This is a genomic window from Paraburkholderia sp. FT54, from assembly GCF_031585635.1.
Taxonomy (GTDB): Bacteria; Pseudomonadota; Gammaproteobacteria; order Burkholderiales; family Burkholderiaceae; genus Paraburkholderia.
Window position 1 is genome coordinate 4,082,533 of record NZ_CP134195.1, and the last position, 22,707, is coordinate 4,105,239.

21 protein-coding genes and 1 tRNA gene are annotated in these 22,707 nt (G+C 63.3%); 11 read left to right on the top strand and 11 right to left on the bottom strand.

Annotation, left to right across the window (positions count from 1 at the left end; all coding sequences use genetic code 11):
• The first annotated feature begins 140 nt into the window (after positions 1 to 140).
• The 6 genes from RI103_RS18690 (at position 141) to RI103_RS18715 (ending at position 6,348) form a co-directional block, all read left to right on the top strand.
• Positions 141 to 956, top strand: a complete 816-nt coding sequence (locus RI103_RS18690; protein ID WP_310813377.1) for a pyrimidine 5'-nucleotidase — start codon at positions 141 to 143, stop codon at positions 954 to 956.
• On the top strand, positions 923 to 1,606 hold the full coding sequence (slmA, locus tag RI103_RS18695) for a nucleoid occlusion factor SlmA (RefSeq protein WP_310813378.1): 684 nt from the start codon (positions 923 to 925) through the stop codon (positions 1,604 to 1,606). Before RI103_RS18690 ends, slmA begins: the two co-directional genes overlap by 34 nt.
• A gap of 299 nt (positions 1,607 to 1,905) precedes the next feature.
• The gene (locus tag RI103_RS18700) at positions 1,906 to 3,051 is read left to right on the top strand and encodes a homoserine O-acetyltransferase (protein ID WP_310813379.1); all 1,146 of its coding nucleotides are present in this window, start codon (positions 1,906 to 1,908) and stop codon (positions 3,049 to 3,051) included.
• Positions 3,048 to 3,656 (top strand): methionine biosynthesis protein MetW, encoded by a 609-nt coding sequence (gene metW / locus RI103_RS18705; RefSeq protein WP_310813380.1) that lies wholly within the window; start codon positions 3,048 to 3,050, stop codon positions 3,654 to 3,656. The genes RI103_RS18700 and metW overlap by 4 nt, the downstream gene beginning before the upstream one ends.
• 14 nt (positions 3,657 to 3,670) lie before the next feature.
• Entirely contained in the window at positions 3,671 to 5,062 is a 1,392-nt protein-coding gene (locus RI103_RS18710) for an AmpG family muropeptide MFS transporter (protein ID WP_310813381.1), read from the top strand.
• A complete protein-coding gene (locus RI103_RS18715; protein WP_409076956.1) occupies positions 5,059 to 6,348 on the top strand; it encodes a M48 family metallopeptidase in 1,290 nt (429 codons plus the stop codon). The genes RI103_RS18710 and RI103_RS18715 overlap by 4 nt, the downstream gene beginning before the upstream one ends.
• Before the next feature lie 91 nt (positions 6,349 to 6,439).
• Here RI103_RS18715 and RI103_RS18720 read toward each other — a convergent pair whose 3' ends face one another.
• The 5 genes from RI103_RS18720 to gatC all read right to left on the bottom strand — a co-directional run bounded on the left by RI103_RS18720 (position 6,440) and on the right by gatC (position 11,708).
• Positions 6,440 to 7,219 carry an exodeoxyribonuclease III gene (locus RI103_RS18720; RefSeq protein WP_310813382.1) on the bottom strand — a complete coding sequence of 260 codons (780 nt, stop codon included), beginning with the start codon at positions 7,217 to 7,219 and terminating at the stop codon, positions 6,440 to 6,442.
• Positions 7,220 to 7,265: 46 nt separating this feature from the next.
• Complete coding sequence (locus RI103_RS18725) at positions 7,266 to 8,105, bottom strand: PPK2 family polyphosphate kinase (RefSeq protein ID WP_310813383.1); 840 nt, start codon at positions 8,103 to 8,105, stop codon at positions 7,266 to 7,268.
• 141 nt (positions 8,106 to 8,246) lie between these two features.
• Positions 8,247 to 9,722 carry an Asp-tRNA(Asn)/Glu-tRNA(Gln) amidotransferase subunit GatB gene (gatB, locus tag RI103_RS18730; protein WP_310813384.1) on the bottom strand — a complete coding sequence of 492 codons (1,476 nt, stop codon included), beginning with the start codon at positions 9,720 to 9,722 and terminating at the stop codon, positions 8,247 to 8,249.
• Positions 9,723 to 9,727: 5 nt separating this feature from the next.
• Positions 9,728 to 11,215 (bottom strand): Asp-tRNA(Asn)/Glu-tRNA(Gln) amidotransferase subunit GatA, encoded by a 1,488-nt coding sequence (gene gatA, locus RI103_RS18735; RefSeq protein ID WP_310813385.1) that lies wholly within the window; start codon positions 11,213 to 11,215, stop codon positions 9,728 to 9,730.
• Between the two features lie 193 nt (positions 11,216 to 11,408).
• A complete protein-coding gene (gene gatC, locus RI103_RS18740; protein ID WP_310813386.1) occupies positions 11,409 to 11,708 on the bottom strand; it encodes an Asp-tRNA(Asn)/Glu-tRNA(Gln) amidotransferase subunit GatC in 300 nt (99 codons plus the stop codon).
• Between the two features lie 378 nt (positions 11,709 to 12,086).
• Here gatC and RI103_RS18745 point away from each other — a divergent pair, with 378 nt between their 5' ends.
• The 5 genes from RI103_RS18745 to rodA all read left to right on the top strand — a co-directional run bounded on the left by RI103_RS18745 (position 12,087) and on the right by rodA (position 18,513).
• Positions 12,087 to 13,130 carry a rod shape-determining protein gene (locus RI103_RS18745; RefSeq protein ID WP_004189550.1) on the top strand — a complete coding sequence of 348 codons (1,044 nt, stop codon included), beginning with the start codon at positions 12,087 to 12,089 and terminating at the stop codon, positions 13,128 to 13,130.
• Between the two features lie 153 nt (positions 13,131 to 13,283).
• Entirely contained in the window at positions 13,284 to 14,393 is a 1,110-nt protein-coding gene (mreC, locus tag RI103_RS18750) for a rod shape-determining protein MreC (protein WP_310813387.1), read from the top strand.
• Positions 14,390 to 14,902, top strand: coding sequence for a rod shape-determining protein MreD (mreD, locus tag RI103_RS18755; protein ID WP_168792227.1), 513 nt, complete (start codon positions 14,390 to 14,392; stop codon positions 14,900 to 14,902). Before mreC ends, mreD begins: the two co-directional genes overlap by 4 nt.
• Positions 14,903 to 15,044: 142 nt before the next feature.
• Entirely contained in the window at positions 15,045 to 17,354 is a 2,310-nt protein-coding gene (gene mrdA / locus RI103_RS18760; protein ID WP_310813388.1) for a penicillin-binding protein 2, read from the top strand.
• A 10-nt stretch (positions 17,355 to 17,364) separates the two neighbouring features.
• Positions 17,365 to 18,513, top strand: coding sequence for a rod shape-determining protein RodA (rodA, locus tag RI103_RS18765; RefSeq protein ID WP_310813389.1), 1,149 nt, complete (start codon positions 17,365 to 17,367; stop codon positions 18,511 to 18,513).
• Between the two features lie 108 nt (positions 18,514 to 18,621).
• On the opposite strand, the gene RI103_RS18770 is transcribed toward rodA, so the two are convergent.
• From RI103_RS18770 to RI103_RS18795, 6 genes are all read right to left on the bottom strand, one after another.
• Positions 18,622 to 19,326 carry a tetratricopeptide repeat protein gene (locus RI103_RS18770; protein WP_409076957.1) on the bottom strand — a complete coding sequence of 235 codons (705 nt, stop codon included), beginning with the start codon at positions 19,324 to 19,326 and terminating at the stop codon, positions 18,622 to 18,624.
• Positions 19,323 to 20,105 (bottom strand): aldolase/citrate lyase family protein, encoded by a 783-nt coding sequence (locus RI103_RS18775; RefSeq protein ID WP_310813390.1) that lies wholly within the window; start codon positions 20,103 to 20,105, stop codon positions 19,323 to 19,325. Before RI103_RS18775 ends, RI103_RS18770 begins: the two co-directional genes overlap by 4 nt.
• Positions 20,106 to 20,339: 234 nt before the next feature.
• Positions 20,340 to 20,783 carry a 6-carboxytetrahydropterin synthase QueD gene (gene queD, locus RI103_RS18780; RefSeq protein WP_310815279.1) on the bottom strand — a complete coding sequence of 148 codons (444 nt, stop codon included), beginning with the start codon at positions 20,781 to 20,783 and terminating at the stop codon, positions 20,340 to 20,342.
• An 8-nt stretch (positions 20,784 to 20,791) separates the two neighbouring features.
• Positions 20,792 to 21,424: a 7-carboxy-7-deazaguanine synthase gene (queE, locus tag RI103_RS18785; RefSeq protein WP_310813391.1), complete on the bottom strand. Its 633-nt coding sequence runs from the start codon at positions 21,422 to 21,424 to the stop codon at positions 20,792 to 20,794.
• Positions 21,425 to 21,485: 61 nt separating this feature from the next.
• A complete protein-coding gene (gene queC / locus RI103_RS18790; RefSeq protein ID WP_310813392.1) occupies positions 21,486 to 22,217 on the bottom strand; it encodes a 7-cyano-7-deazaguanine synthase QueC in 732 nt (243 codons plus the stop codon).
• Between the two features lie 398 nt (positions 22,218 to 22,615).
• A tRNA-Phe gene (locus RI103_RS18795) sits at positions 22,616 to 22,691 on the bottom strand.
• Positions 22,692 to 22,707: the final 16 nt, after the last annotated feature.

Sequence of the window (22,707 nt, forward strand, 5' to 3'; positions counted from 1 at the left end):
CGCACAGCTTCTTCAGCGGTCCGCAAAGCCACCGCCACCGCGCGCCAACCCGCTCCCCCGCTTTTCTCGCCACCCGCACCGTGAACCTTTCGCGTTCGCCGCGTGAAGCAATTTTTCGCGCCTGAACGGCGCCTTCCATCATGCGCACTGCCACTCCCGCTCCCGCTTCCAGACGCCGTCGTCCGCATATCGCAGGAGGCCATCCGGTCTGGCTGTTCGATCTCGACAACACGCTGCATCACGCATCGCACGCGATCTTTCCGGCGATCAATCGAGGGATGACGCAGTACATCATCGACGCGCTGCAGGTGGACATCGACGAAGCCAACCGGCTGCGCACCGGCTATACACAACGCTACGGTGCAGCGCTGCTCGGCCTGGCGCGTCACCATCCGCTCGATCCGAACGACTTCCTGAAGGTCGTGCACACCTTCCCCGACCTCGGCTCGATGATCCGTCATGAACGCGGCGTCGCGCGCCTCGTCGCGGCGCTGCCGGGCCGCAAGATCGTGCTGACCAACGCGCCCGAAGCCTATGCACGCGCGGTGCTTGCCGAACTGCGAATCGAGCGTCTGTTCGAACAGGTGATCGCCATCGAACACATGCGCGATCGCCGCCGCTGGCGCGCCAAACCCGACCACGCAATGCTGCGCAAGGCCATGCGCGACGCGCACGTATCGCTGAAGGACGTGATCCTCGTCGAAGACACGCGCTCGCATCTCAAGAACTACCGGCGGCTCGGCATCCGTACGGTGTGGATCACCGGCCACCTGCCGCGCAAGCCGCACGCGGACGGCGTGTCGACTCGCCTGCCGGGCACTGGCCGGCCGCACTATGTCGACCGGAGCATTCGTTCGTTAAAATCGCTACGACTGGGCACCCGCTCGGTTCGATTGAAGAGACAGCAGACGGGACGACAGCCATGCAGCCGATCGACAAGCCTGACGAAGTCTTAACCGAACACGAACCGACCAACACGCTCGCCGCGCCGCGCGCACAGCGCCTGAAACCGGGCGAGCGCCGCGTGCACATCCTCCAGACGCTCGCGGCGATGCTGGAGGTGCCCAAGAGCGAAAAGATCACCACCGCGGCGCTCGCCGCCCGGCTCGGCGTATCGGAAGCCGCGCTGTACCGTCATTTCGCCAGCAAGGCGCAAATGTTCGAAGGGCTGATCGAGTTCATCGAGCAGACCATCTTCGGGCTCATCAACCAGATCGCCGTTAAGGAAAGCAATGGCGTACTGCAGGCGCGCGCGATCGCGTTGATGCTGCTCAACTTCCCCGCGAAGAATCCCGGCATGACGCGCGTGCTGACGTGCGAGGCGCTGGTCGGCGAGCATGAGCGGCTGACCGAGCGCGTCAATCAGATGCTGGAGCGGGTCGAGGCGTCGTTGAAACAATGTCTGCGCCTCGCGCAAACGGAGGCGAACACGGGCGCGAACTCGGGTGAAGGCGTCGTCCCGTTGCCCGCCGGCTACGACCCCGCGATCCGCGCGAGTCTGCTGCTGAGCTACATCATCGGCCGCTGGCACCGCTATGTGCGCAGCGGCTTTGCGCGGCCGCCCGCCGAACACGCCGACGCGCAACTGCTGCTGATTCTTCAGTAGTCCGCGCGGCATGCGCTGCGCCCCGCGACGTTGCCGCATGAAAATTTCCGCTATACTTTGCGCCTGACTGCGGCACCCCGACTCATTCGGAACCGTTGTCCGCAACACCCCGAACACCTGCTTGAAAAACATATACGCGCCGATTTGCTGACTCGATTGCGGGCGCGAGAACTGCCGGGAACGTGTCCCGCGGTTCACTATAAATGCGGCTAAAGAGGTCGTCAGCCGCGCACACAGTCTTTCCTCCGTGCTCTTGCCGACGCCGTTTAGCCGCCCTGTTTCATTAAATGGCGGAATGAATGGAATCGATCGGTATCGTCGCTCCCCAAAAAATGCATTTCACCGAGCCACTGCAGTTGCAGAACGGCAGCTCGCTGGCCGGTTACGACCTGATGGTCGAGACTTACGGCACGCTCAACGCCGCGCGTAGCAACGCGGTGCTGGTGTGTCACGCGCTCAACGCGTCGCATCATGTGGCAGGCGTATACGCCGATAACCCCAAGGACATTGGCTGGTGGGACAACATGGTCGGGCCGGGCAAACCGCTCGACACCGACAAGTTCTTCGTGATCGGCGTGAACAACCTGGGGTCGTGCTTCGGTTCGACCGGGCCGATGAGCATCGATCCGGCCACCGGCCAGCCATACGGCGCGACATTCCCCGTCGTGACGGTGGAAGACTGGGTCAACGCCCAGGCGCGCGTCGCCGATCAGTTCGGCATCACGCGCTTCGCCGCGGTGATGGGCGGCAGCCTCGGCGGCATGCAGGCGCTCGCGTGGAGCATGATGTATCCGGAGCGCGTCGGTCATTGCATCGTGGTCGCGTCCACGCCCAAGCTGTCGGCGCAGAACATCGCGTTCAACGAGGTTGCGCGCTCGGCGATTCTGTCGGACCCTGACTTCCACGGCGGCAACTACTACGCACACAACGTGAAGCCGAAGCGCGGCCTGCGCGTCGCGCGCATGATCGGCCACATCACGTATCTGTCGGACGACGACATGGCCGAGAAATTCGGCCGCTCGCTGCGCCGCGCGGAAGGCGCGCTGGATGCGTACAACTTCAACTTCGACGTGGAATTCGAGGTGGAGTCGTACTTGCGTTACCAGGGCGACAAGTTCGCCGACTACTTCGATGCGAACACGTACCTGCTGATCACCCGCGCGCTCGATTACTTCGACCCGGCCAAGGCCTTCGAAGGCGATCTGACCGCCGCGGTCGCGCACACCACCGCGAAGTATCTGATCGCCAGCTTCACAACCGACTGGCGTTTCGCGCCGGCCCGCTCGCGCGAACTGGTGAAAGCGCTGCTCGACCACAAACGCACGGTCACCTACGCGGAAATCGATGCGCCGCACGGCCACGACGCCTTCCTGCTCGACGACGCGCGCTATCACAACCTGATGCGCGCCTACTACGAACGTATCGCAAAGGAGGTGAACGCATGAACCAGCGAGCACTCGATTACCTGGCGCTGCGCCCGGACTTCCGCGCGATCGCCCGCTGGGTCGAACCGCGCGCCAGCGTGCTGGATCTGGGTTGCGGCGACGGCTCGCTGCTCTCGCTCCTGACCGAAGAACTGGACGTGCAGGGCTACGGCATCGAAATCAACGACGCGGGCGTGCTGGCCTCGACGCAAAACGGCGTCAACGTGATCCAGCAGAATCTGGAAGACGGCCTGCGCCTCTTCGAAGACGCCAGCTTCGATTTCGCGATTCTGTCGCAGACGCTGCAAACCATTCATCAGACGGCTGCGATCCTGCGTGAGACCGTGCGGGTCGGCAAGGAATGCATCGTGTCGTTCCCGAATTTCGGCTACTGGGCGCATCGGCTCTCCGTGCTGCAAGGCCGTATGCCAGTGTCGAAGTCGCTGCCTTATCAGTGGCACAACACACCGAACGTGCGGGTGCTCACTATCGAGGATTTCGAGGCGCTGGCGCCGGAAGTCGGCATCGAAATTCTCGACCGCGTGGTGCTGCACGACGGTCAGGTGGTGCGGTGGGGGGTGAACTGGCGTGGTAGTCTTGCGGTCTATCGCGTCAAGAAAAGCTAACGCAAGTTATCCACATGTCGAACCCGCCGCACGAGGCGCCTGCACTTACCGCTCACGAAGAACATCCCGGCTGGCGCGCGTTCCTGAATACGCGCATGCTGATCTGCGTCTTTCTCGGCTTTACGTCGGGACTGCCGCTGTTCACGCTCGTCTATCTGGTGCAGGCGTGGTTACGCTCAGAAGGCGTCAATCTGAAGGAAATCGGCCTCTTTGCGCTGATCCAGTTCCCGTACACCTGGAAATTCATCTGGGCGCCGCTGATGGACCGCTACGTCCCGCGCTTTCCGGGCTGGCGTCCGGGCAGACGGCGCGGCTGGATGCTGGTCACGCAGATTCTGGTGGCCGGCGCCATCGCCACCTTGGGATTCGTGTCGCCTAAAGATTCGATCTGGACGGTGGCGGCTTTGACTGCGCTGGTCGCGTTCTTCGGCGCCAGTCAGGACATCGTGATCGACGCCTATCGGCGTGAACTGCTGAGCGATACACAGCAGGGGCTCGGCAACGCGGTGCATGTGAACGCCTATAAGATCGCGGCGCTGGTGCCCGGTTCGCTGGCGTTGATTCTGTCCGACCATTTGCCGTGGACCACGGTGTTCATCGTAACGGCCGCGTTCATGCTGCCCGGCATGGTGATGACACTGGTGGTGCGTGAACCCGAAGTACACGGCACGCCGCCAAAAAATCTGCGCGAAGCGATCGTGCAGCCGTTCAAGGAATTCATTCAGCGCGACGGCTGGCGCGGCGCGCTGTTCGTGCTCGGTTTCATCTTTCTGTACAAGCTCGGCGACACGATGGCGACCACGCTGTCCACCTCGTTCTTTCTCGACATCGGCTTTTCGCGCACGCAGATCGGCGTGATCGCCAAGACCACCGCATTCGGCGCGAGCCTGGCGGGTGGGATCGTCGGCGGGATCTGGCTGATGAAAATCGGCATCGGCCGGGGGTTGTGGATCTTCGGCATCCTGCAGATGGTATCGACGCTCGGCTTCGCGTGGCTCGCGCATCTCGGACCGGCTTCGCCCGGTCTCGTGGCGATCTACGATATCGCCGTCTGGATGAGCGAGGGCACGACGAAGCTGCTCGCGCTGGTGGGCGTCGATTGGGCCGTGCAACTCGAACCGCGTTCAGTTGCGCTGGCACTCGTCTACGGCTTCGAAACCTTCGCCACCGGACTGACGATGGCAGCGTTCACCGCCTATATCGCCAGCACTACGGATCCGCGCTACACCGCCACCCAATTCGCGCTCTTCACGAGCCTGGCTTCGGTGCCGCGCACATTGGCTTCGGCGGCGAGCGGCTACGTGGTCGCGCAGATCGGCTGGTTCGATTACTTCGTCGTTTGCACCGCGCTGGCGTTGCCCGGCATGTTGCTTCTGCTGCGCATCGCGCCGTGGAGAGCGCCGTGAAGGCGCTTCTCTCGAAGGGCGCGCCGCGCTCGATTACGTCCCAGCGTCCTGCACTCAAGGGCGGCCACGCAGCGCTGCGCGCGGTGTGGGCGCTCGGCTGTGCGAGCCTGATGTTGGCCGCGCCATTGAGCGCCTATGCGGCAGGCGCGCCGGCGCTCGCTACCAGCGCACCCGCTGCAACACCTGCGCCAGCGCCGGCCACGCCTGCCGCGCCAACGGCGAGATCCCCGGCGGCTGCCTCGAGTGCGGAAAGCGCGACATCGGCGGCGCAGAGTGCGAACAGCACCACCAGCGCTCCGGGCGCCAGCAGCGCGGCGGCCGCTGCGACGCCGTCCTCGTCATCTCAATCGACGCAGCCGCCACCGGCTCCGGTTACCGCCAGAACGCCCGCCGCGACATCGACGCCGTCCGCCGCAGCGGCCAAAGCGCCCGCCGTCCCGTCGATGCCCGCTCCCGCGTCCGCACCGTACAGCCCAAATACGCAGTTGCGTTACGGCGGCTACCTGGTGTTCCGCAACCTGATCCCATCGCCGATGCTCGAGGCGCAAGCCGCCGAGGAATTCAGCCAGATCGCGTACGGCGCCGAGCACGCTAACCGTCTGTACGGCGACACCGACGCGCACGTCACGCGCGTGCGCTCGATCGTCGACCAGATGATCCCGTACTCGTTGAAGTGGAACGAACGGGCCAAGAACTGGAAGTGGGATGTGGCGGTGGTGCGCTCGCCCGACATCCGCATGTACTGTCTGCCGGGCGGCAAGATCGTCGTCTACGGCGGCCTGCTCGACCGCGCGCGTCTGAACGACAACGAACTGGGCATGTTGATCGGCCATGAGATCGCCCACGCGCTGCGGGAACATGCACGCGAGCGGCTCGGCCAACTGCAGGCGAGCCAGCTCGACTCGTCCGGTACGATCCCGCAGTTGTTCGGGCTCGCCGATCTGGGCGCGGCGCCGCTCGGCATCGGCTCGCGTCTGTTGGAAATGAAGTACGAGAATACCGACGAGACCGAAGCCGACGTGATCGGCAGCGATATCGCGTCGCGCGCCGGTTTCGATCCGCGCGCGGCGGTCACGCTGTGGGACAAGCTGGCGCAGGCCACGCGCGGCAATCGCGATCAGGGCTTCATCTACGTGCACCCCTACACGCCGGCGCGCCGTCAGGACATCATCAAGCGCTTGCCCGACATGCTGCCGCTCTATGCGAAGGCGATAGGCAAAACGGTAGATGCGTTGCCGGACTACGCCGGCATGGGCCGACCGAGCCGCAAACTGGTCCGCGATTGACTTGCGCGGGCCTCAAGCGCCCGCGATCGTTCTCTAACGAAACAACTTCCGGCGTTGATTTCAGCCTCGCGTACCACGCCGCGGGCTGTGCTTACTTCTTGACCTTGTGGTCGTAATCCACCGTCAGCGGCGCATGGTCGCTGAACTTGATATCGCGGAACACGTCGGTGCGTTTCGCCTTGCTCGCGATACCCGGCGTCGCGATCTGATAATCGATCCGCCACCCGACGTTCTTCGCATACGCCTGACCGCGATTGCTCCACCACGTGTACTGTTCGGGCCGCTGGTCGAGCGTGCGGAATACATCGACGTAGCCCACTTCATCGAATAATTTGGTGAGCCATGCGCGCTCTTCCGGCAGGCAACCCGAGTTCTTCTGGTTGCTCTTCCAGTTCTTGATGTCGATTTCCTTGTGGACGATGTTGACGTCGCCGCACACAATCACTTCGCGCTCCTTGGCCAGTTCCGCGAGATGCGGCATGAACTCGTCCATGAAACGGTATTTGGCCTGCTGGCGCTCGTCCCCGCTCGAACCGGACGGCACATACACCGAAATCACCGACAGCTTGCCGAAACGCAGTTCCACATAGCGCCCTTCCGGGTCGAATTCCTCGCTGCCGAAACCGATCACCACTTCGTCCGGTTCGTGACGCGTGTAGACGCCCGCGCCGCTATAACCCTTCTTCACGGCGTGCTGAAAATAGCCGGTGAAGTTATGCGGCGCCATGAATTCCGGCGTCATATCGTCCTGCGAGCATTTGATTTCCTGCACGCACAGCACGTCGGCCTTCTGTTCTCCGAACCAGTCGAAAAAGCCTTTCTTCGCCGCTGAACGGATGCCGTTCAGGTTCGCGGTAATCACACGCAACATGTCGTTCCTTTTATGTTCGATTCGTTTCTGAAGCAAAAGGGCACGGTCACTCGACCTTGATGCCCTTCAGCGATTCTTTGGCAGGCGGATATTCGAGCTTGAGCGCCTCGAAGGCGCGCAACAGCAACTCAGCCACCATCACATTGCGATGCGTCTTCGAGTCAGCCGGAATCACGTACCACGGCGCGTACTCAGTCGATGTTGCCGCCATCGCGTCCTGATACGCCGCCTGATATTTGTCCCACTGCTTGCGCGCCTCGAGATCGGCGACGTCGAATTTCCAGTGCTTGCTCGGATCGTCGATGCGCGCTTGCAGACGCGCACGCTGCTCGTCTTTCGAAATGTGCAGCATGCATTTGACGATGGCCGTGCCGCTATACGCCAGCAACTCTTCGAACTGGCGGATGTGGCAACAGCGTTGCACGAAGGCTTGCGAGTCCAGGCTGCCGAGCACGGTAGGCACCAGCAGATCTTCGTAGTGACTGCGGTTGAAGATCGTCAGTTCGCCGGCGGCGGGTGCTTGCGAATGCACGCGCCAGAGAAAATCGTGCGCGAGTTCGACCGGCGTTGGCGCCTTGAACGGCACGATGCGCAAGCCAAGCGGATCGACTTCGTGAAACACGGCGCGAATCGTGCCGTCCTTGCCGCTCGTGTCCATGCCCTGCAGCACCAGCAACACGCGGCGCGTCTGCTGCGCGTGCAAACATTCCTGCAGCGTGTCGAGCTTCGCGCCGATCTCCGACAGACGCGTCCTGTCGGTATCTTTCGAACCGGTCGAAAACGGCTTGGCGGCCGGATCGAAATCGCTCAGCGAGAATTTGCTTTTTTTCTTGCCGTCGTCGAAATACGGCACGCGGAAATCGTCAAGTTCGGGTTGCTTGGCCATCCACACACTCCCCTGATCTGCGTTCGCCTAAATGGACCTGCAAAAATGAAACGGGCTGTTGCCCCACTTTCGTTTCCGGCAACAGCCCGTCTTGACCTGAGCTATAACGCTTCAGTCGTTCGTGCTCAACTCAACTTCAACTCAGGACAGCTTCTTCTTCAGCAGTTCGTTCACCTGCGCCGGATTGGCCTTGCCCTTGGTCGCTTTCATGGCCTGGCCGATCAGCGCGTTAAACGCCTTTTCCTTACCGGCGCGGAATTCCTCGACCGACTTCTGGTTCGCGGCGAGCACTTCGTCGATGATCGCTTCGAGTGCGCCGGTATCCGAAATCTGCTTCAGCCCCTTCGCCTCGATGATGCGATCGGCGGCGGCTTCGTCGGTGGCTTTCTCTTCCCAGATCGCGAGGAAAATTTCCTTGGCGATCTTGTTAGAGATCGTACCGTCGGCGATACGCTGCAGCAGCAACGCGAGTTGCGCGGACGACACCGGGCTCTCAGCAAAGTCGAGACCCTCGCGATTCAGTTGCGACGACACTTCGCCCATCAGCCAGTTAGCCGCGACCTTGGCGTTGGCCGGCCCGACTTTGCTCACCACCGCTTCGTAGTACGCAGCCATGGCTTTGCTCGACGTCAGCACGTTGGCGTCGTACGGCGTCAAACCATATTGCGACACGAAGCGCTGTTGAATCGCCACCGGCAGCTCCGGCATCTCGCTCCTCACGCGCTCGACCCACGCCGCGTCGATTACGAGCGGCATTAGATCGGGATCGGGGAAATAGCGGTAATCGTGCGCGTCTTCCTTGCTGCGCATGGAGCGCGTTTCGCGTTTGTCCGGATCGTACAGACGCGTTTCCTGCACCACCGTGCCGCCATCTTCGATCAGTTCGATCTGACGGCGCACTTCGTACTGGATCGCTTCTTCGAGGAAGCGGAACGAGTTCAGGTTCTTGATCTCGGCGCGCGTGCCGAACTCCGCCTGGCCGACCGGGCGCACCGATACGTTCGCGTCGCAACGGAACGAGCCTTCTTGCATGTTGCCGTCGCAGATGCCGAGCCATGTCACGAGCGTGTGCAGCGTCTTCGCGTAGGCGACCGCTTCGGCCGCGCTGCGCATTTCCGGCTCGGTGACGATTTCGAGCAACGGCGTGCCGGCGCGATTCAGATCGATGCCGGTCATGCCCGCGAAGTCTTCGTGCAACGACTTGCCCGCGTCTTCTTCGAGGTGAGCGCGCGTGAGATTGACGACCTTTTCATACGCCGGGGTGCCCGCCTTTTCGTTGGCCGGCACCTGAATCGTCACCTGACCGCCCTGCACCACGGGGATTTCGTACTGGCTGATCTGATAGCCCTTCGGCAGATCGGGGTAGAAATAATTCTTGCGCGCGAAGATGCTGCGCGGCGCCACCGTCGCGCCGATCGCGAGGCCGAACTGGATCGCGCGCTCCACAGCGCCGCGGTTCATCACCGGCAACGTGCCCGGCAACGCCAGATCGACGGGGCACGCTTGCGTGTTCGGCGCAGCGCCGAATTGCGTAGCGGCTCCCGAGAAAATCTTCGATTGGGTCGACAGTTGCGTGTGGGTCTCCAGACCGATCACGACTTCCCATTGCTTGGCCATGGTGCTCACACTCCTGCCGGTGCTTTGCGGTGCCAGTCGGTCGCGCGCTGGAACGCGTCGGCCACCTGCAGCATCCGGGCTTCATTGAAATAGTTGCCGATGATCTGCAAACCCACCGGACGCTGCGCGTTCGCGCCCGCGCCGAAACCGCACGGCACGCTCATGCCCGGCAAACCGGCGAGGCTCACCGACAGCGTGTAGATGTCGGCCAGATACATCTGCACCGGATCGTCGCCCTTCGCGCCGAGGTCCCACGCCACCGACGGCGCAACCGGTCCCATGATCACGTCGCACTGCTTGAACGCTTCCTGGAAGTCCTGCGCGATGATGCGGCGGATCTTCTGCGCCTGCAGGTAGTACGCGTCGTAATAGCCGTGCGACAGCACGTAGGCGCCCACCAGTATGCGACGCTTCACCTCCGGGCCGAAACCTTCGGCGCGTGACTTCTTGTACATGTCGAGCAGATCGCGATACTCCGCCGCGCGATGACCGAAGCGCACACCGTCGAAACGCGACAGGTTCGACGAAGCCTCCGCCGGCGCGATCACGTAGTACACCGGGATCGACAACTCCGTTTTCGGCAGCGACACTTCGACGAGCGTGGCGCCAAGCGCTTCGTATTGCTTGAGCGCGGCGTCGATCGACGCGCGCACGTCGTCGGCAAGACCGGCGCCGAAATACTCTTTCGGCAAGCCGATGCGCAGGCCGGCGAGCGGCTTGCCGGCGCCGTCTTCCTTCCACGGCTTGCCGAGGTAGCGCGTGTAGTCTTCGTCGTCGCGCACGAGGCTGGTCGAATCGCGCTCGTCGAAACCGGCCATGGCGTTGAGCAGCGTGGCGCAATCCGCGGCGTTTTGCGCCATCGGACCGCCCTGATCCAGCGACGAGGCGAACGCGATCATGCCGTAACGCGACACGCGGCCGTACGTCGGCTTGATGCCGGTGATGCCGGAGAACGACGCCGGCTGACGGATCGAGCCACCGGTATCCGTCCCGGTTGCGGCAGGCGCAAGGCGCGCAGCCACGGCCGCTGCCGAACCGCCCGACGAACCGCCCGGCACGGCCTTGACATCCCACGGATTCTGCACGGGACCAAAGTACGAATTCTCGTTGGATGAGCCCATTGCGAACTCATCCATATTGGTCTTGCCCACGCACACCATGCCGGCGTTCTGCAGACGCGCGACCACGGTCGCGTCGAACGGGCTCTCGTAGTTCGACAGCATTTTTGAGCCGGCGGTGGAGCGCCAGCCCTTGGTGACGAACACGTCCTTGTGCGCGATCGGCAGGCCGACCAGCGGGCCGGCGTGGCCGGTATGCAGCAGGGCGTCCGCGGCTTTCGCCTGCGCGAGCGTCAGATCGGGATCGACCTGGATGAATGCGTTCAGGCTGTTGGCCGCATCGATCCGCTTCAGATAGAGCTGCGCCAGTTCGACTGCGGAGCATTCCTTGGCCGTCAGTGCGGCGCGCAGTTCGGTCAAACTTTTTTCATGCATTGCGTTTTATCCTGAAGAGCGCGGCAGCGCAGTCACGCTGCCGTGGAGGCGTTCGGCTGCCCGCCGGCAAACCGAGCCGAAGAAGCCGGAGACGACGGTCATGCAAGCGCCGGGCACATGAGGCGGTATGCCGCGAGTCGGCACATCGCCGCAAGGCTGGCTCGCACGCCGCGCCAGGCTCGATGCGCGGGTTTTACTCGATCACCTTCGGCACGAGATACAGGCCTTCCTGCACGGCCGGCGCCGGGCGCTGGAAAGCTTCGCGTGCGACCGTTTCGGTCACCGCGTCGTCACGCAGACGCAGCGCGACGTCTTCGATCTGCTCGATCGGATGGGCAAGCGGCGCGATGCCGGTGGTATCGACCGCCTGCATCTGCTCGACGAGGCCAAAAAAATCGTTGAGCTGGACAAGCGTGTGTTCAGCTTCGGCGTCGGCCAGTTCGAGCCGCGCAAGATGCGCGATGCGTTTTACATCGGTCAGGGTCAGAGCCATGCAGTCACCGGAAAATGTGGTGGACCGCCGCAGCACGGAAAACAACGCTGCGACAGCGGGTTACGACGCTGGAGGAAGACCTCGAAAAAGGGGCCAGCGGGGGCAAAAAGTGCCGTCCGTTTCCTTCAAAACATCCAAAATTATAAGGTATCATTACGCGTTCGACCCAAACCCGGACCGTCTTACCAAGGCCTTTCTGAACAATTCCCAAAGATAGTTCGGATTTTTCTGACCTGGCTTTGCACCGGCCTCCGGTAGACTCCCTCGCAGCTTCAAGTTCCTGTGGCGCCGCTTCCGCCCGGTTGAAGCTGTTATTTTTTCCGCTGCCGCCCTGCGCAACCATTGCGAGGCCCGGCCCCCAGCGAGACAGGATTTTGAATGTTCGGTTTTTTGCGCAGCTACTTCTCCAACGATCTGGCCATTGACCTCGGTACGGCCAACACGCTCATCTACATGCGTGGCAAGGGCATCGTCCTTGATGAACCGTCGGTGGTCTCGATCCGCCAGGAAGGCGGTCCCAACGGCAAGAAAACCATCCAGGCAGTCGGCAAGGAAGCCAAGCAGATGCTCGGCAAGGTGCCGGGCAACATCGAGGCGATCCGCCCCATGAAAGACGGCGTGATCGCCGACTTCACCGTCACCGAGCAGATGATCAAGCAGTTCATCAAAACTGCTCACGAATCGCGCATGTTCTCACCGTCGCCGCGCATCATCATTTGCGTGCCGTGCGGTTCGACTCAGGTCGAACGCCGCGCTATCAAGGAAGCCGCGCACGGTGCGGGCGCTTCGCAGGTGTACCTCATTGAAGAACCCATGGCTGCGGCCATCGGTGCCGGCCTGCCGGTGTCGGAAGCCACCGGCTCGATGGTCGTCGACATCGGCGGCGGCACGACCGAAGTCGGCGTGATCTCGCTCGGCGGCATCGTGTACAAAGGCTCGGTGCGCGTGGGCGGCGACAAGTTCGACGAAGCCATCGTCAACTACATCCGCCGCAACTACGGCATGCTGATCGGCGAGCAAACCGCCGAAGCCATCAAGAAGGAAATCGGCTCCGCTTTCCCGGGCTCCGAAGTCAAGGAAATGGAAGTGAAGGGCCGCAATCTGTCGGAAGGCATTCCGCGCAGCTTCACCATCTCCAGCAACGAAATTCTCGAAGCCCTCACCGATCCGTTGAACCAGATCGTGTCGTCGGTGAAGATCGCGCTCGAACAAACGCCGCCGGAACTCGGTGCGGACATCGCCGAGCGCGGCATGATGCTCACCGGCGGTGGCGCACTGCTGCGCGATCTGGACCGCCTGCTCGCCGAAGAAACCGGCCTGCCGGTGCTCGTCGCCGAAGACCCGCTGACCTGCGTTGTGCGCGGCTCGGGCATGGCGCTCGAACGCATGGACAAGCTGGGCAGCATCTTCTCGTACGAGTAAGCGAGCCCATCTCCATGTCAGTAGCGCGGATCAGGCAAACGGCCCCTTGCGGGCCGGTTTGCCATTGGCTGGGCCTGCCAGCCTCCGCGCGCTGAACGCGCGTCCCTCGCGCGCCGCCGTCTCACCCAACCGCTCACGCCCCCGGCGCCGACCATGGAATACAGTCCGCCGCCCCTGTTCAAGCAAGGACCGTCTGCCCTCGCACGACTCGTGTTTTTTGTCGTGCTGGCGCTCGCCCTGCTGATCTCCGACGCGCGCTTCAGAACGCTCGAAATCGTGCGTGGCGTGCTCGGCGCGGGTCTTTATCCGTTGCAACGCGCGGCCCTCGTGCCACGCGACATGTTCGTGGGCGCCGCCGACCTGGCCGTGACCAGCGCCACGCTGCGCAGCGAAAACGACAAGCTGCGCACCAAAGATCTGCGGCTTTCGCAGCAAGCCAATAAGGCCGCGGAACTGGCTGCCGAAAACGCGCATTTGCGCGCGCTTCTGCAACTGTCGCAGCGCTCCACCACAGAATCGCTGCCCGCCGAGATCCAGTACGACACGCGCGATCCGTTCACGCAGAAGGTCGTGATCGGCCGCGGTGCGCAGCAGGGCATCCAGAACGGTTCGCCGGTCGTCAATGAAGACGGCGTGATCGGCCAGGTGACGCGCGTGTTCCCGCTGCAAGCCGAAGTAACGCTGCTCACGGACAAGGATCAGGCCGTGCCCGTGCAGATCGTGCGCACCGGCCTGCGCAGTGTGATTTATGGCACGCCGAAGGGCGACACGCTCGATCTGCGCTTCGTGCCGATCAGCGCCGACATCCAGACCGGCGACGAACTCGTCACCAGCGGCCTGGACGGCGTGTATCCGCCGGGCCTGCCGGTTGCCAAGGTGGTGCGGGTCGACAAACAGGCCGATACGGCGTTCGCGCGCGTGATCTGCCTGCCGATCGCGCCGGTGCGCGGCGCACGTCAGTTGCTGGTGCTGCATTACGTGAACAATGTGCCGCCGCGTCCCGCCGAAGAGCCCGATGCAGCCACGGCCGCGAAAGACGCCAAAGCGAAGAAGGGCGCCAAGCCGGCCGACGGCAAAGCTGCAGCGGACAAATCTCCGGCAAAAGCGGGCGAAAAACCCGCCGCCGAGAAACCCGCGGCAGCCAAGCCCGCCGAAAAAGCGCCGGCCAAACCGGCCGTCGCCGACAAAAAATCCGCTCCCGAAAAGAAACCGGCCGCTGAGAAAAACGCGAAGCCGCCAGCCAAGCCAGGGGCCCAGCCATGAACCGTCCGCAATACATTCTGCAGCCGGTCAATCCCTACTTCATCTCGTTCAGTCTCGCCGCGGCGTTCCTGTTGAACCTGATGCCGTGGGGGCGCCTCGCCGGCGTACCGGACTTCGTGGCGCTCGTGCTGCTGTTCTGGAACGTGCACCAGCCGCGCAAAGTCGGCATGGGCATCGCTTTTTCGCTCGGTTTGCTGATGGACGTGCATAACGCCAGCCTGCTCGGCGAGCACGCGCTGGCGTACACATTGTTGTCGTACGGCGCGATCACGATTCACCGCCGCGTGCTGTGGATGTCGCTCGGCGTGCAGACCTTCGCGGTCATGCCGCTGCTGGTCGTCGCGCAACTGGTGCCGTTCGTGATCCGTCTGCTGACGGGCGCGGCGTTTCCGGGTTGGGGTTATCTGATCGACGGTTTTGTCGAAGCCGCGCTGTGGCCGGTCACCAGCGTGCTGCTGCTGATGCCGCAGCGCCGCCCGGCCGATCCGGACGATACTCGGCCAATTTGAACCCGCATCGAGCCCGCCGGCCGTTCTTGCCAGAACCCACTTTGCCGGCCCGCTCGACGCGCACCACTGTTCATGCCTTCCGGTTCCGGCCGGAAAAGGCGCACACTCATGATGGCCGTCACCCGGCCTTTTGCAGAATCGCATGACCGAATTCAAGGACACTCAGCAACAGCTCTCGAAGTTCCGCCTGCGCGTCGCGGCGGCGGGCCTGTTCGTGTTCGTCTGCTTCGGGTTGATCGGCTTCCGGTTCCTGTTCCTGCAGGTCTGGCACTACAGCAAATACTCGCTGCAGGCCGACGAAAACCGAATTTCCGTCGCGCCGATCGTGCCGAACCGCGGCATCATCACTGACCGCAACGGCGTCGTGCTGGCCAAGAACTACTCGGCCTACACGCTCGAACTGACGCCCTCGAAGCTGAACGACTCGATCGAAAACGTGATCGACAACCTGGCCACGGTCGTCTCGATCGACGCACGCGATCGCCGCCGTTTCAAGAAACTGCAGGAAGACTCGAAGAACTTCGAGAGCCTGCCGATCCGCACCCGCCTAACGGACGACGAAGTCGCGCGCTTCACCGCGCAGCGCTTCCGTTTTCCCGGCGTGGAAGTGCGCGCGCGCCTGTTCCGCCAATATCCGCTCGGGCCGACCGCGGCGCACGTGATCGGCTACATCGGCCGGATTTCGCAGCGCGACCAGGATCGTATCGACGACGCCAGCGACCAGAACGACAGCGATCCGGACCACTACGATCCGCGTCTGGACGCGAACAACTACAAGGGCACCGACTACATCGGCAAGATCGGTGTCGAGCAGAGTTACGAGACCGAGCTGCACGGCCAGACCGGTTTCGAGGAAGTGGAAGTGACCGCCGGCGGCCGCCCCGTGCGCACGTTGTCGCGCACGCAGGCAACGCCTGGCAACAACCTCGTGCTGTCTTTGGATATCGGGCTGCAGCAGGTCGCCGAGCAAGCCTTCGCGGGCCGCCGCGGCGCGCTGGTCGCGATCGAGCCGTCGACGGGCGACGTGCTCGCCTTCGTGTCCGCGCCGAGCTTCGATCCGAATTCGTTCGTCGACGGCATCGACCAGCAGACCTGGGACGATCTCAACAACTCGCCCGACCACCCGCTGCTCAACCGGCCGCTGCACGGCACCTATCCGCCGGGCTCGACTTACAAGCCGTTCATGGCGCTCGCCGCGCTGACGCTGCATAAACGCACGCCGAGCTGGGGTTTCCAGGATCCGGGCTCGTACACCTTCGGCGGCCACACGTTCCGCAACGACGTGCGCTCGGGCCAAGGCTGGGTCGACATGAACCGCGCGATCGTGGTGTCGAACGACACGTATTTCTACATGCTGGCACACGATCTCGGCGTCAACAATATCGCCAACTTCATGAAGCCGTGGGGCTTCGGCCAGATCACCGGCATCGACATTTCGGGTGAAGCGCGCGGCATCCTGCCGTCCACGGAATGGAAGCGCAAGGCGTACCGCAAGCCCGAACAGCAACGCTGGTATGAAGGCGAAACGATCAGTCTCGGCATCGGCCAGGGCTATAACTCGTTCACCATTCTTCAGCTCGCTCACGCCACGGCCACGCTCGCGAACAACGGCGTCGTGATGAAGCCGCACCTCGTGCGTGACATCGAAAATCCGATCACGAAGGAGACCCGGCCGGTCGTGCGCGATCCGAGCGACAAGATTGCGGTGAAGCAATCGGACATCGACATCATCAAGCGCGCGATGGAAGGCGTCGTGACCAACGGCACGGCGTCCAAGCTGTTCATCGGCGCGCAGTACCAGGCGGCCGGCAAGACGGGGACGGCGCAGGTCTACTCGCTGCAGGGCGCGAACTACAAGGGCCACGCGATCGCCGAACATCTGCGGGACCACGCGCTCTTCATCGCCTTCGCACCGGCCGAGCAGCCGAAGATCGCGCTCGCGCTGATCGTCGAAAACGGCGGCTGGGGTGCGGAATCGGCGGGCCCGATCGCGCGCAAGGTGCTCGATTACTACCTCGTCGGCAAGAACAAGCCGGGCGCTCAGGCGGCCGCCATCGAAGCAGCGGCGTCGGCGACCGAAGATGCGTCCGCGCCGGAAGTCGGCGGCGCACCGCCGTCGCCGCAGGACGGAGTGCAGCCGGTCAAGGTCGCGGCGGGCTTCACGGCCCTACCGATTCCCGGCGCGGCTTCGGCGGCAGCTGCGGCCTCGGCTGCGGCGGCTGCGAGGGCTGCATCCGCGGCGGCGGTTGCCTCTGCGCCTGCTGCTGCGTCAACGCCCGTGGGCGCCTCCGCGTCTGCCGCCACGAAGAATACAGCGTCGCGTAAATCCGGCGCCCCGCATAAACCCCGTCCGGCCAGCGAGCCGGCGCCGACTGCCGCCGCTGCATCGCGGGACAACGGCATTCAGGCCACGTCGCCACGCCAGCCGGTCTCCGGCGGCATCGACGAGTAAGGAGAAAGGCATGCAATTCGACAAGCGCGCCTGGCTCGACCGCATCAAGCGGATGTTTGCGGGCTTCGACCGCCCGCTCGCACTGATCGTGTTCCTGCTGTTGTGCGTCGGCATCGTTACGCTATACAGCGCGAGTCTGGATGTCCCCGGCCGCGTGGAGGACCAGTTGCGCAACATCATGCTGACGTTCGTGCTGATGTGGGCGCTCGCCAATGTGCCACCCACCACGCTGATGCGCTTCGCGGTTCCGCTCTATACATTCGGAATCGCGTTACTGGTCGCGGTGGCGCTATTCGGCCTCACGCGTAAGGGCGCGAAGCGTTGGATCAATGTCGGCGTGGTGATCCAACCGTCGGAAATCCTGAAGATCGCCACGCCACTGATGCTCGCGTGGTACTACCAGCGACGCGAAGGCGTGATGCGCTGGTATGACTTTCTAGTCGGCCTGTTGATCCTCGCGGTGCCGGTCGGCCTGATCGCCAAGCAGCCCGACCTCGGCACGGCCGTGCTGGTGTTCGCGGCCGGTCTCTTCGTGATCTACTTCGCGGGCCTGAGCTTCAAGTTGATCGTGCCGGTGCTGATTGCAGGCGTGATCGCGGTCGCGTCGATCGCGGCGTTCCAGGACAAGATCTGTCAGCCCGAAGTGCAATGGCCGCTGATGCACGACTACCAGAAGCACCGCATCTGTACGCTGCTCGATCCGACCTCCGATCCGCTCGGCAAAGGCTTCCACACGATCCAGGCGGTCATCGCGATCGGCTCGGGTGGTCCGCTTGGCAAAGGCTGGCTGAAGGGCACGCAGGCGCATCTGGAGTTCATCCCCGAGAAACACACCGACTTCATTTTCGCGGTGTTCTCCGAAGAGTTCGGGCTGGCGGGCGGCATCGTGCTGCTCACGCTGTACATGCTGCTGATCGCGCGCGGCCTGTATATCGCGGCCAATGGCGCGACGCTATTTGGACGCCTGTTAGCCGGCTCGCTAACCATGGCGTTCTTCACCTACGCGTTCGTGAATATCGGCATGGTGAGCGGCATCTTGCCGGTGGTCGGCGTGCCGTTGCCATTCATGAGTTACGGTGGGACCGCGTTGACGACGCTAGGGGTGGCTATCGGCCTCATCATGAGCGTCGCGCGGCAGAAGCGGTTGATGCAGAGTTAGTGCGGAGCCGCGCACGACATCGACGAGACACGCAGCAAAAGGGGCGCTCTTCGCACACACGGAGCGCCCCTTTTTTGTGTCCAACGGAGTTTATCCAACGCGACCGTTTTACTGCGGCTTGACTTCCTTCTGATCCCGCAACTGCGCGCTGAGTTGCTGATACTTGAGCCGCGCCGCCGGATCGCCCTGCGCCGCCGCAGCCGCGTAATAAGCACGCGCCACGTTGAGGTTCTTCTCCACGCCGTCGCCGCCTCGCTCGTAGAACGAGCCGGCCACGTATTGCGCGGTCATGTCGCCGCCCTCAGCCGCTTTCTTGTACCAGACGAACGCCTGCTTGTTGTCGCGCTCCGTGCCGCGTCCATCGAGGAACTGATTGGCCAGCGCCAACTCCGCCTGCACGTGTCCCTGCTGCGCCGCCTTCAGGAACCAGCGGTGCGCCTCAACCGGATCGCGCCCGACGAACTCGCCATCGTCGTACATCTTGCCGTACACGTATTGCGCGTGCGACATGTTGGCGTCGGCGGCCTTGCGCAGCCATTTCTTGCCTTCGTCGACATTGGCTGGGGTGCCTTCGCCGTTGAGCAGCATCATCGCGTAGTTGAACTCGGCGAGCCGGCTGCCGCGCTCGGCGGCCTTGCGGAACTCGACAAGCGCCGCGGCCAGATTGCCGGCGTTGTAGTCGGCGACCGCGGTTTGCGTCTCTGGATCGTTCGACTTCGCAACGCGGCTGTCTTGCGCATAGGCCGCGGCATTCGCCATCAATGCCGCTGTGACTGCCAGACGCACCACGACGCACTGCACCATCCCCTTCATGACCTCACCTCCTGCAGCGCCTGGCGAGTCGCGCGCAACATCCACATGACGTCGGCGGCCAGAGCGATAAAACGAAAACCGGCATCGCGATGCTGCTTGGCGCTCGCGACGTCCATGGCAAAAATTCCGGCGGCAATGCCCGCCTTGTCCGCGGCACTCACGATGCGCGCCATCGCGGCCTGCACATCGGCGTGCTTCGAATCGCCGAGATGACCCAAGCTCGCTGCGAGGTCGGCCGGTCCGACGAACAGGCAATCGACGCCCGGCGTCGCCGCGATCTTTTCCACCTCCTGCAAACCGCGCGCCGACTCGATCTGCACAATGGTCGCGATCTGCGCGTTGGCCGTCTGCACGTAGTCGCGCCGCATGCCGTAGCCCGCGGCCCGCACCGCGCCCGCGACACCGCGCTCACCATCGAGCGCCCCGGCGGTCGGGTATTGCGTGAGACGCACGGCACGCGCCGCCTCATCCGCGGACTCGATATTCGGGAACATCAGCGTGCGCGCGCCTGCGTCCAGCACGCGCTTGACGAGCCACGCTTCGCTGGACGGCACGCGCACCACCGGCTCACTCGGCAGATGCGCGGCGGCAATCGCGCGCAATTGCGAGGCGACGTCGCCGCTATCGTTGGGCGAGTGCTCCATGTCGATCAGCAGCCAGTCGTAACCGGCGTGCGCGAGCGCTTCGGCGGCGGCATCGCTGCCGAGCGAAAGCCACAGTCCGAACAGAGGATCGGTTTCTTTGAGGCGTAACTTGAGGGGATTGGTGAAGGTGCTCATCGCCGCGCTCCGTGACGATGAAGCGGCGCTTCGTCCGAACTGCGGGAAAGCGCGCTGGCCGCGTGGGCCAGATGAGCGCGCGCGCCGTGACGGCTGTCAGGTCTGCTGCGACGCAATGCGGTGACCGGCATGTCTCGCTCCGTGTGGTTATCGGAGCGATCATACCGTGACAATAACGTGAGGGTGGGCGTTCCCCAAAGGGGACTTCCTCCGGAAGGTGCGCCGGTGCCGGGTTTAGTCGCGGACCACGTCGGCCCAGCAATTCGGCGTCTCGTACAGACGCAGCTTGTGCAGACGCAGATTCACGCCGTAGTGCGCGTCGTAGACGTTCGCCAGAATGTCGAACGCGACGGCGGCCAGATTCTCGACGGTGGGAATGCGATCGAGCACGACGGTCTTGTGGCCGGCCATCGTTTCCAGGAAACCACGCACCTGCGTGTCGCCTTCATAGACGAGGAACGCATGGTCCCACTTGTCGACCAGATGCTCCACGGCGAGCGACTTCACATCGGCGAAGTCCATCACCATGCCGCGATCGGGCGCGCCTTCGGTGTCAACCAGATCGCCTTGCAGCGTGACTTCGAGCACATAGCGATGCCCGTGCAGATTACGGCACTGGCTGCGGTGATCGGGAATGCGGTGACCCGCGTCGAATTCGAGTTTTCGTGTAATCGTCAGCACGGCATTCAGGGAATGTTCAGATACTTGTGGGTCTGCATCGACAGGCGCCATTGCGGATGGCGTTTGCACCAGTCGATCGCGAGCTTGGTGTTGAGGTCGCGCGACGGACCGTCCATGGGCTGGACGAGGAAATACTCGAAGTCGAGCTTCGCATACTCGGACAAGCGCTGGTTGTCCTGCGGAATCACGACCTTCAATTCGTTGCCCTTGGTCACGACGAGCGGCGCATCCGCCTTCGGACTCACGCAGATCCAGTCGATCGTCTCGAGCACCGGCAGCGAGCCATTGGTTTCGATGGCGATCTCGAAGCCGGCGGCATGCAGCGCGTCGACCAGCGGCGGGTCGATCTGCAGCATCGGTTCGCCGCCCGTGCACACCACGAAACGCTCGCCCTCGCCTTGCGGCCATTGCGATGCGATCATCTGCACCAGATCGTCAGCCGTGCGGTACTTGCCGCCGTTCTCGCCGTCGGTGCCGACGAAATCGGTATCGCAGAAGCGGCACACCGCCTCGGCACGATCTTCTTCGCGGCCCGACCACAGATTGCAGCCGGCGAACCGGCAGAACACAGCCGGACGCCCGGCATTCGCGCCCTCGCCCTGCAACGTGTAGAAAATTTCCTTGACCGCGTAAGTCATGCTGCTTTCTGCCCTGTGTTTCTGAAAATTATTGCCTGAGTTGCGCTGCGCCGACCGGTCATCAGACTGGCTCGGTGACCTTCTCGCCCGACAGATACGCTTCGTAGCCGCGCTTACGCAAACGGCACGCCGGGCATTCGCCACAACCAAAACCCCATGCATGCAATTCGGCGCGTTCGCCGACATAGCAAGTATGCGTCTCGACGCGCACCAGCTCGACCAATTCGTCGCCGCCGAGCTCGTGTGCGAGCCGCCACGTGTCGGCCTTGTCGAGCCACATCAACGGCGTTTCGAGCAGGAAGCGCGTGTCCATGCCGAGGTTCAACGTGACCTGCAGCGCCTTCATCGTGTCGTCGCGGCAATCGGGATAGCCCGAGAAATCCGTCTCGCACATGCCGCCGACCAATACATGCAAACCGCGCCGATAGGCGATCGCCGCGGCGATGGTCATGAACATCAGATTGCGGCCCGGCACGAACGTATTCGGCAAACCGTTGGCCGTGGCTTCGATCTCGATCTCGCGCGTCATGGCGGTATCGCTGATCGCGCCCAGCACCGACAGATCGATCGTATGGTCGTCGCCGAGGCGCTCGGCCCATGTCGGGAATGCGCGCGTGATGGCGTTGCGAAATCCCTCGCGGCATTCGAGTTCGACGCGGTGCCGCTGACCGTAATCGAAGCCTAGCGTCTCGACCGTTTCATAACGTTCGAGGGCCCAGGCGAGGCACGTGGCGGAATCCTGGCCGCCGGAAAACAGCACCAGAGCGCTACGTTTAGCGTCTTTGCGGATCACCGTGAAACTCCGTGAATGAAGAGTGCCACGTCGCGCTGCGCGAGGTGCGCCATGCAAGCAACGCGGCGCGACGCGTGCCGGCACTGCTGCCGGCCCAAAGCAGTATAGGCCGCGCCTTCCGCATGCAGAGTCGCTGGGCGCTTATACCGTCAATCGTCGGGCGAAGGGTTCGGTGCTGGTGGCGGCGTTGCCGCGCGGCACTCAGGCGACGCACTCGCGTGCAAGTCCTTGAACTGGCGCGATTTTATCACGCGACGCCGAACACCGCCGAGCGCGCCTTGCCGCGTGGTGCGCGCAAACCGAAACAACGGATGCCCGTCACGCCCGTCACGCCCGTCACAATAGGGGCGCAAAAAGGAAAAGCCCCAGGAATCTTGCGATTTCCTGGGGCTGAATCCTGGTGGCCTGGGACGGAATCGAACCATCGACACGCGGATTTTCAATCCGCTGCTCTACCAACTGAGCTACCGGGCCAACGAAGAACGAAATG

Excerpts from the sequence above, each read along its gene's own strand:
- RI103_RS18690 (WP_310813377.1), top strand. The coding sequence starts at position 141 with ATGCGCACTGCCACTCCCGCTCCCGCTTCCAGACGCCGTCGTCCGCAT.
- slmA (WP_310813378.1), top strand. The coding sequence starts at position 923 with ATGCAGCCGATCGACAAGCCTGACGAAGTCTTAACCGAACACGAACCG.
- RI103_RS18700 (WP_310813379.1), top strand. The coding sequence starts at position 1,906 with ATGGAATCGATCGGTATCGTCGCTCCCCAAAAAATGCATTTCACCGAG.
- metW (WP_310813380.1), top strand. The coding sequence starts at position 3,048 with ATGAACCAGCGAGCACTCGATTACCTGGCGCTGCGCCCGGACTTCCGC.
- RI103_RS18710 (WP_310813381.1), top strand. The coding sequence starts at position 3,671 with ATGTCGAACCCGCCGCACGAGGCGCCTGCACTTACCGCTCACGAAGAA.
- RI103_RS18720 (WP_310813382.1), bottom strand. The coding sequence starts at position 7,219 with ATGTTGCGTGTGATTACCGCGAACCTGAACGGCATCCGTTCAGCGGCG.
- RI103_RS18725 (WP_310813383.1), bottom strand. The coding sequence starts at position 8,105 with ATGGCCAAGCAACCCGAACTTGACGATTTCCGCGTGCCGTATTTCGAC.
- gatB (WP_310813384.1), bottom strand. The coding sequence starts at position 9,722 with ATGGCCAAGCAATGGGAAGTCGTGATCGGTCTGGAGACCCACACGCAA.
- gatA (WP_310813385.1), bottom strand. The coding sequence starts at position 11,215 with ATGCATGAAAAAAGTTTGACCGAACTGCGCGCCGCACTGACGGCCAAG.
- gatC (WP_310813386.1), bottom strand. The coding sequence starts at position 11,708 with ATGGCTCTGACCCTGACCGATGTAAAACGCATCGCGCATCTTGCGCGG.
- RI103_RS18745 (WP_004189550.1), top strand. The coding sequence starts at position 12,087 with ATGTTCGGTTTTTTGCGCAGCTACTTCTCCAACGATCTGGCCATTGAC.
- mreC (WP_310813387.1), top strand. The coding sequence starts at position 13,284 with ATGGAATACAGTCCGCCGCCCCTGTTCAAGCAAGGACCGTCTGCCCTC.
- mreD (WP_168792227.1), top strand. The coding sequence starts at position 14,390 with ATGAACCGTCCGCAATACATTCTGCAGCCGGTCAATCCCTACTTCATC.
- mrdA (WP_310813388.1), top strand. The coding sequence starts at position 15,045 with ATGACCGAATTCAAGGACACTCAGCAACAGCTCTCGAAGTTCCGCCTG.
- rodA (WP_310813389.1), top strand. The coding sequence starts at position 17,365 with ATGCAATTCGACAAGCGCGCCTGGCTCGACCGCATCAAGCGGATGTTT.
- RI103_RS18770 (WP_409076957.1), bottom strand. The coding sequence starts at position 19,326 with ATGAAGGGGATGGTGCAGTGCGTCGTGGTGCGTCTGGCAGTCACAGCG.
- RI103_RS18775 (WP_310813390.1), bottom strand. The coding sequence starts at position 20,105 with ATGAGCACCTTCACCAATCCCCTCAAGTTACGCCTCAAAGAAACCGAT.
- queE (WP_310813391.1), bottom strand. The coding sequence starts at position 21,424 with ATGACTTACGCGGTCAAGGAAATTTTCTACACGTTGCAGGGCGAGGGC.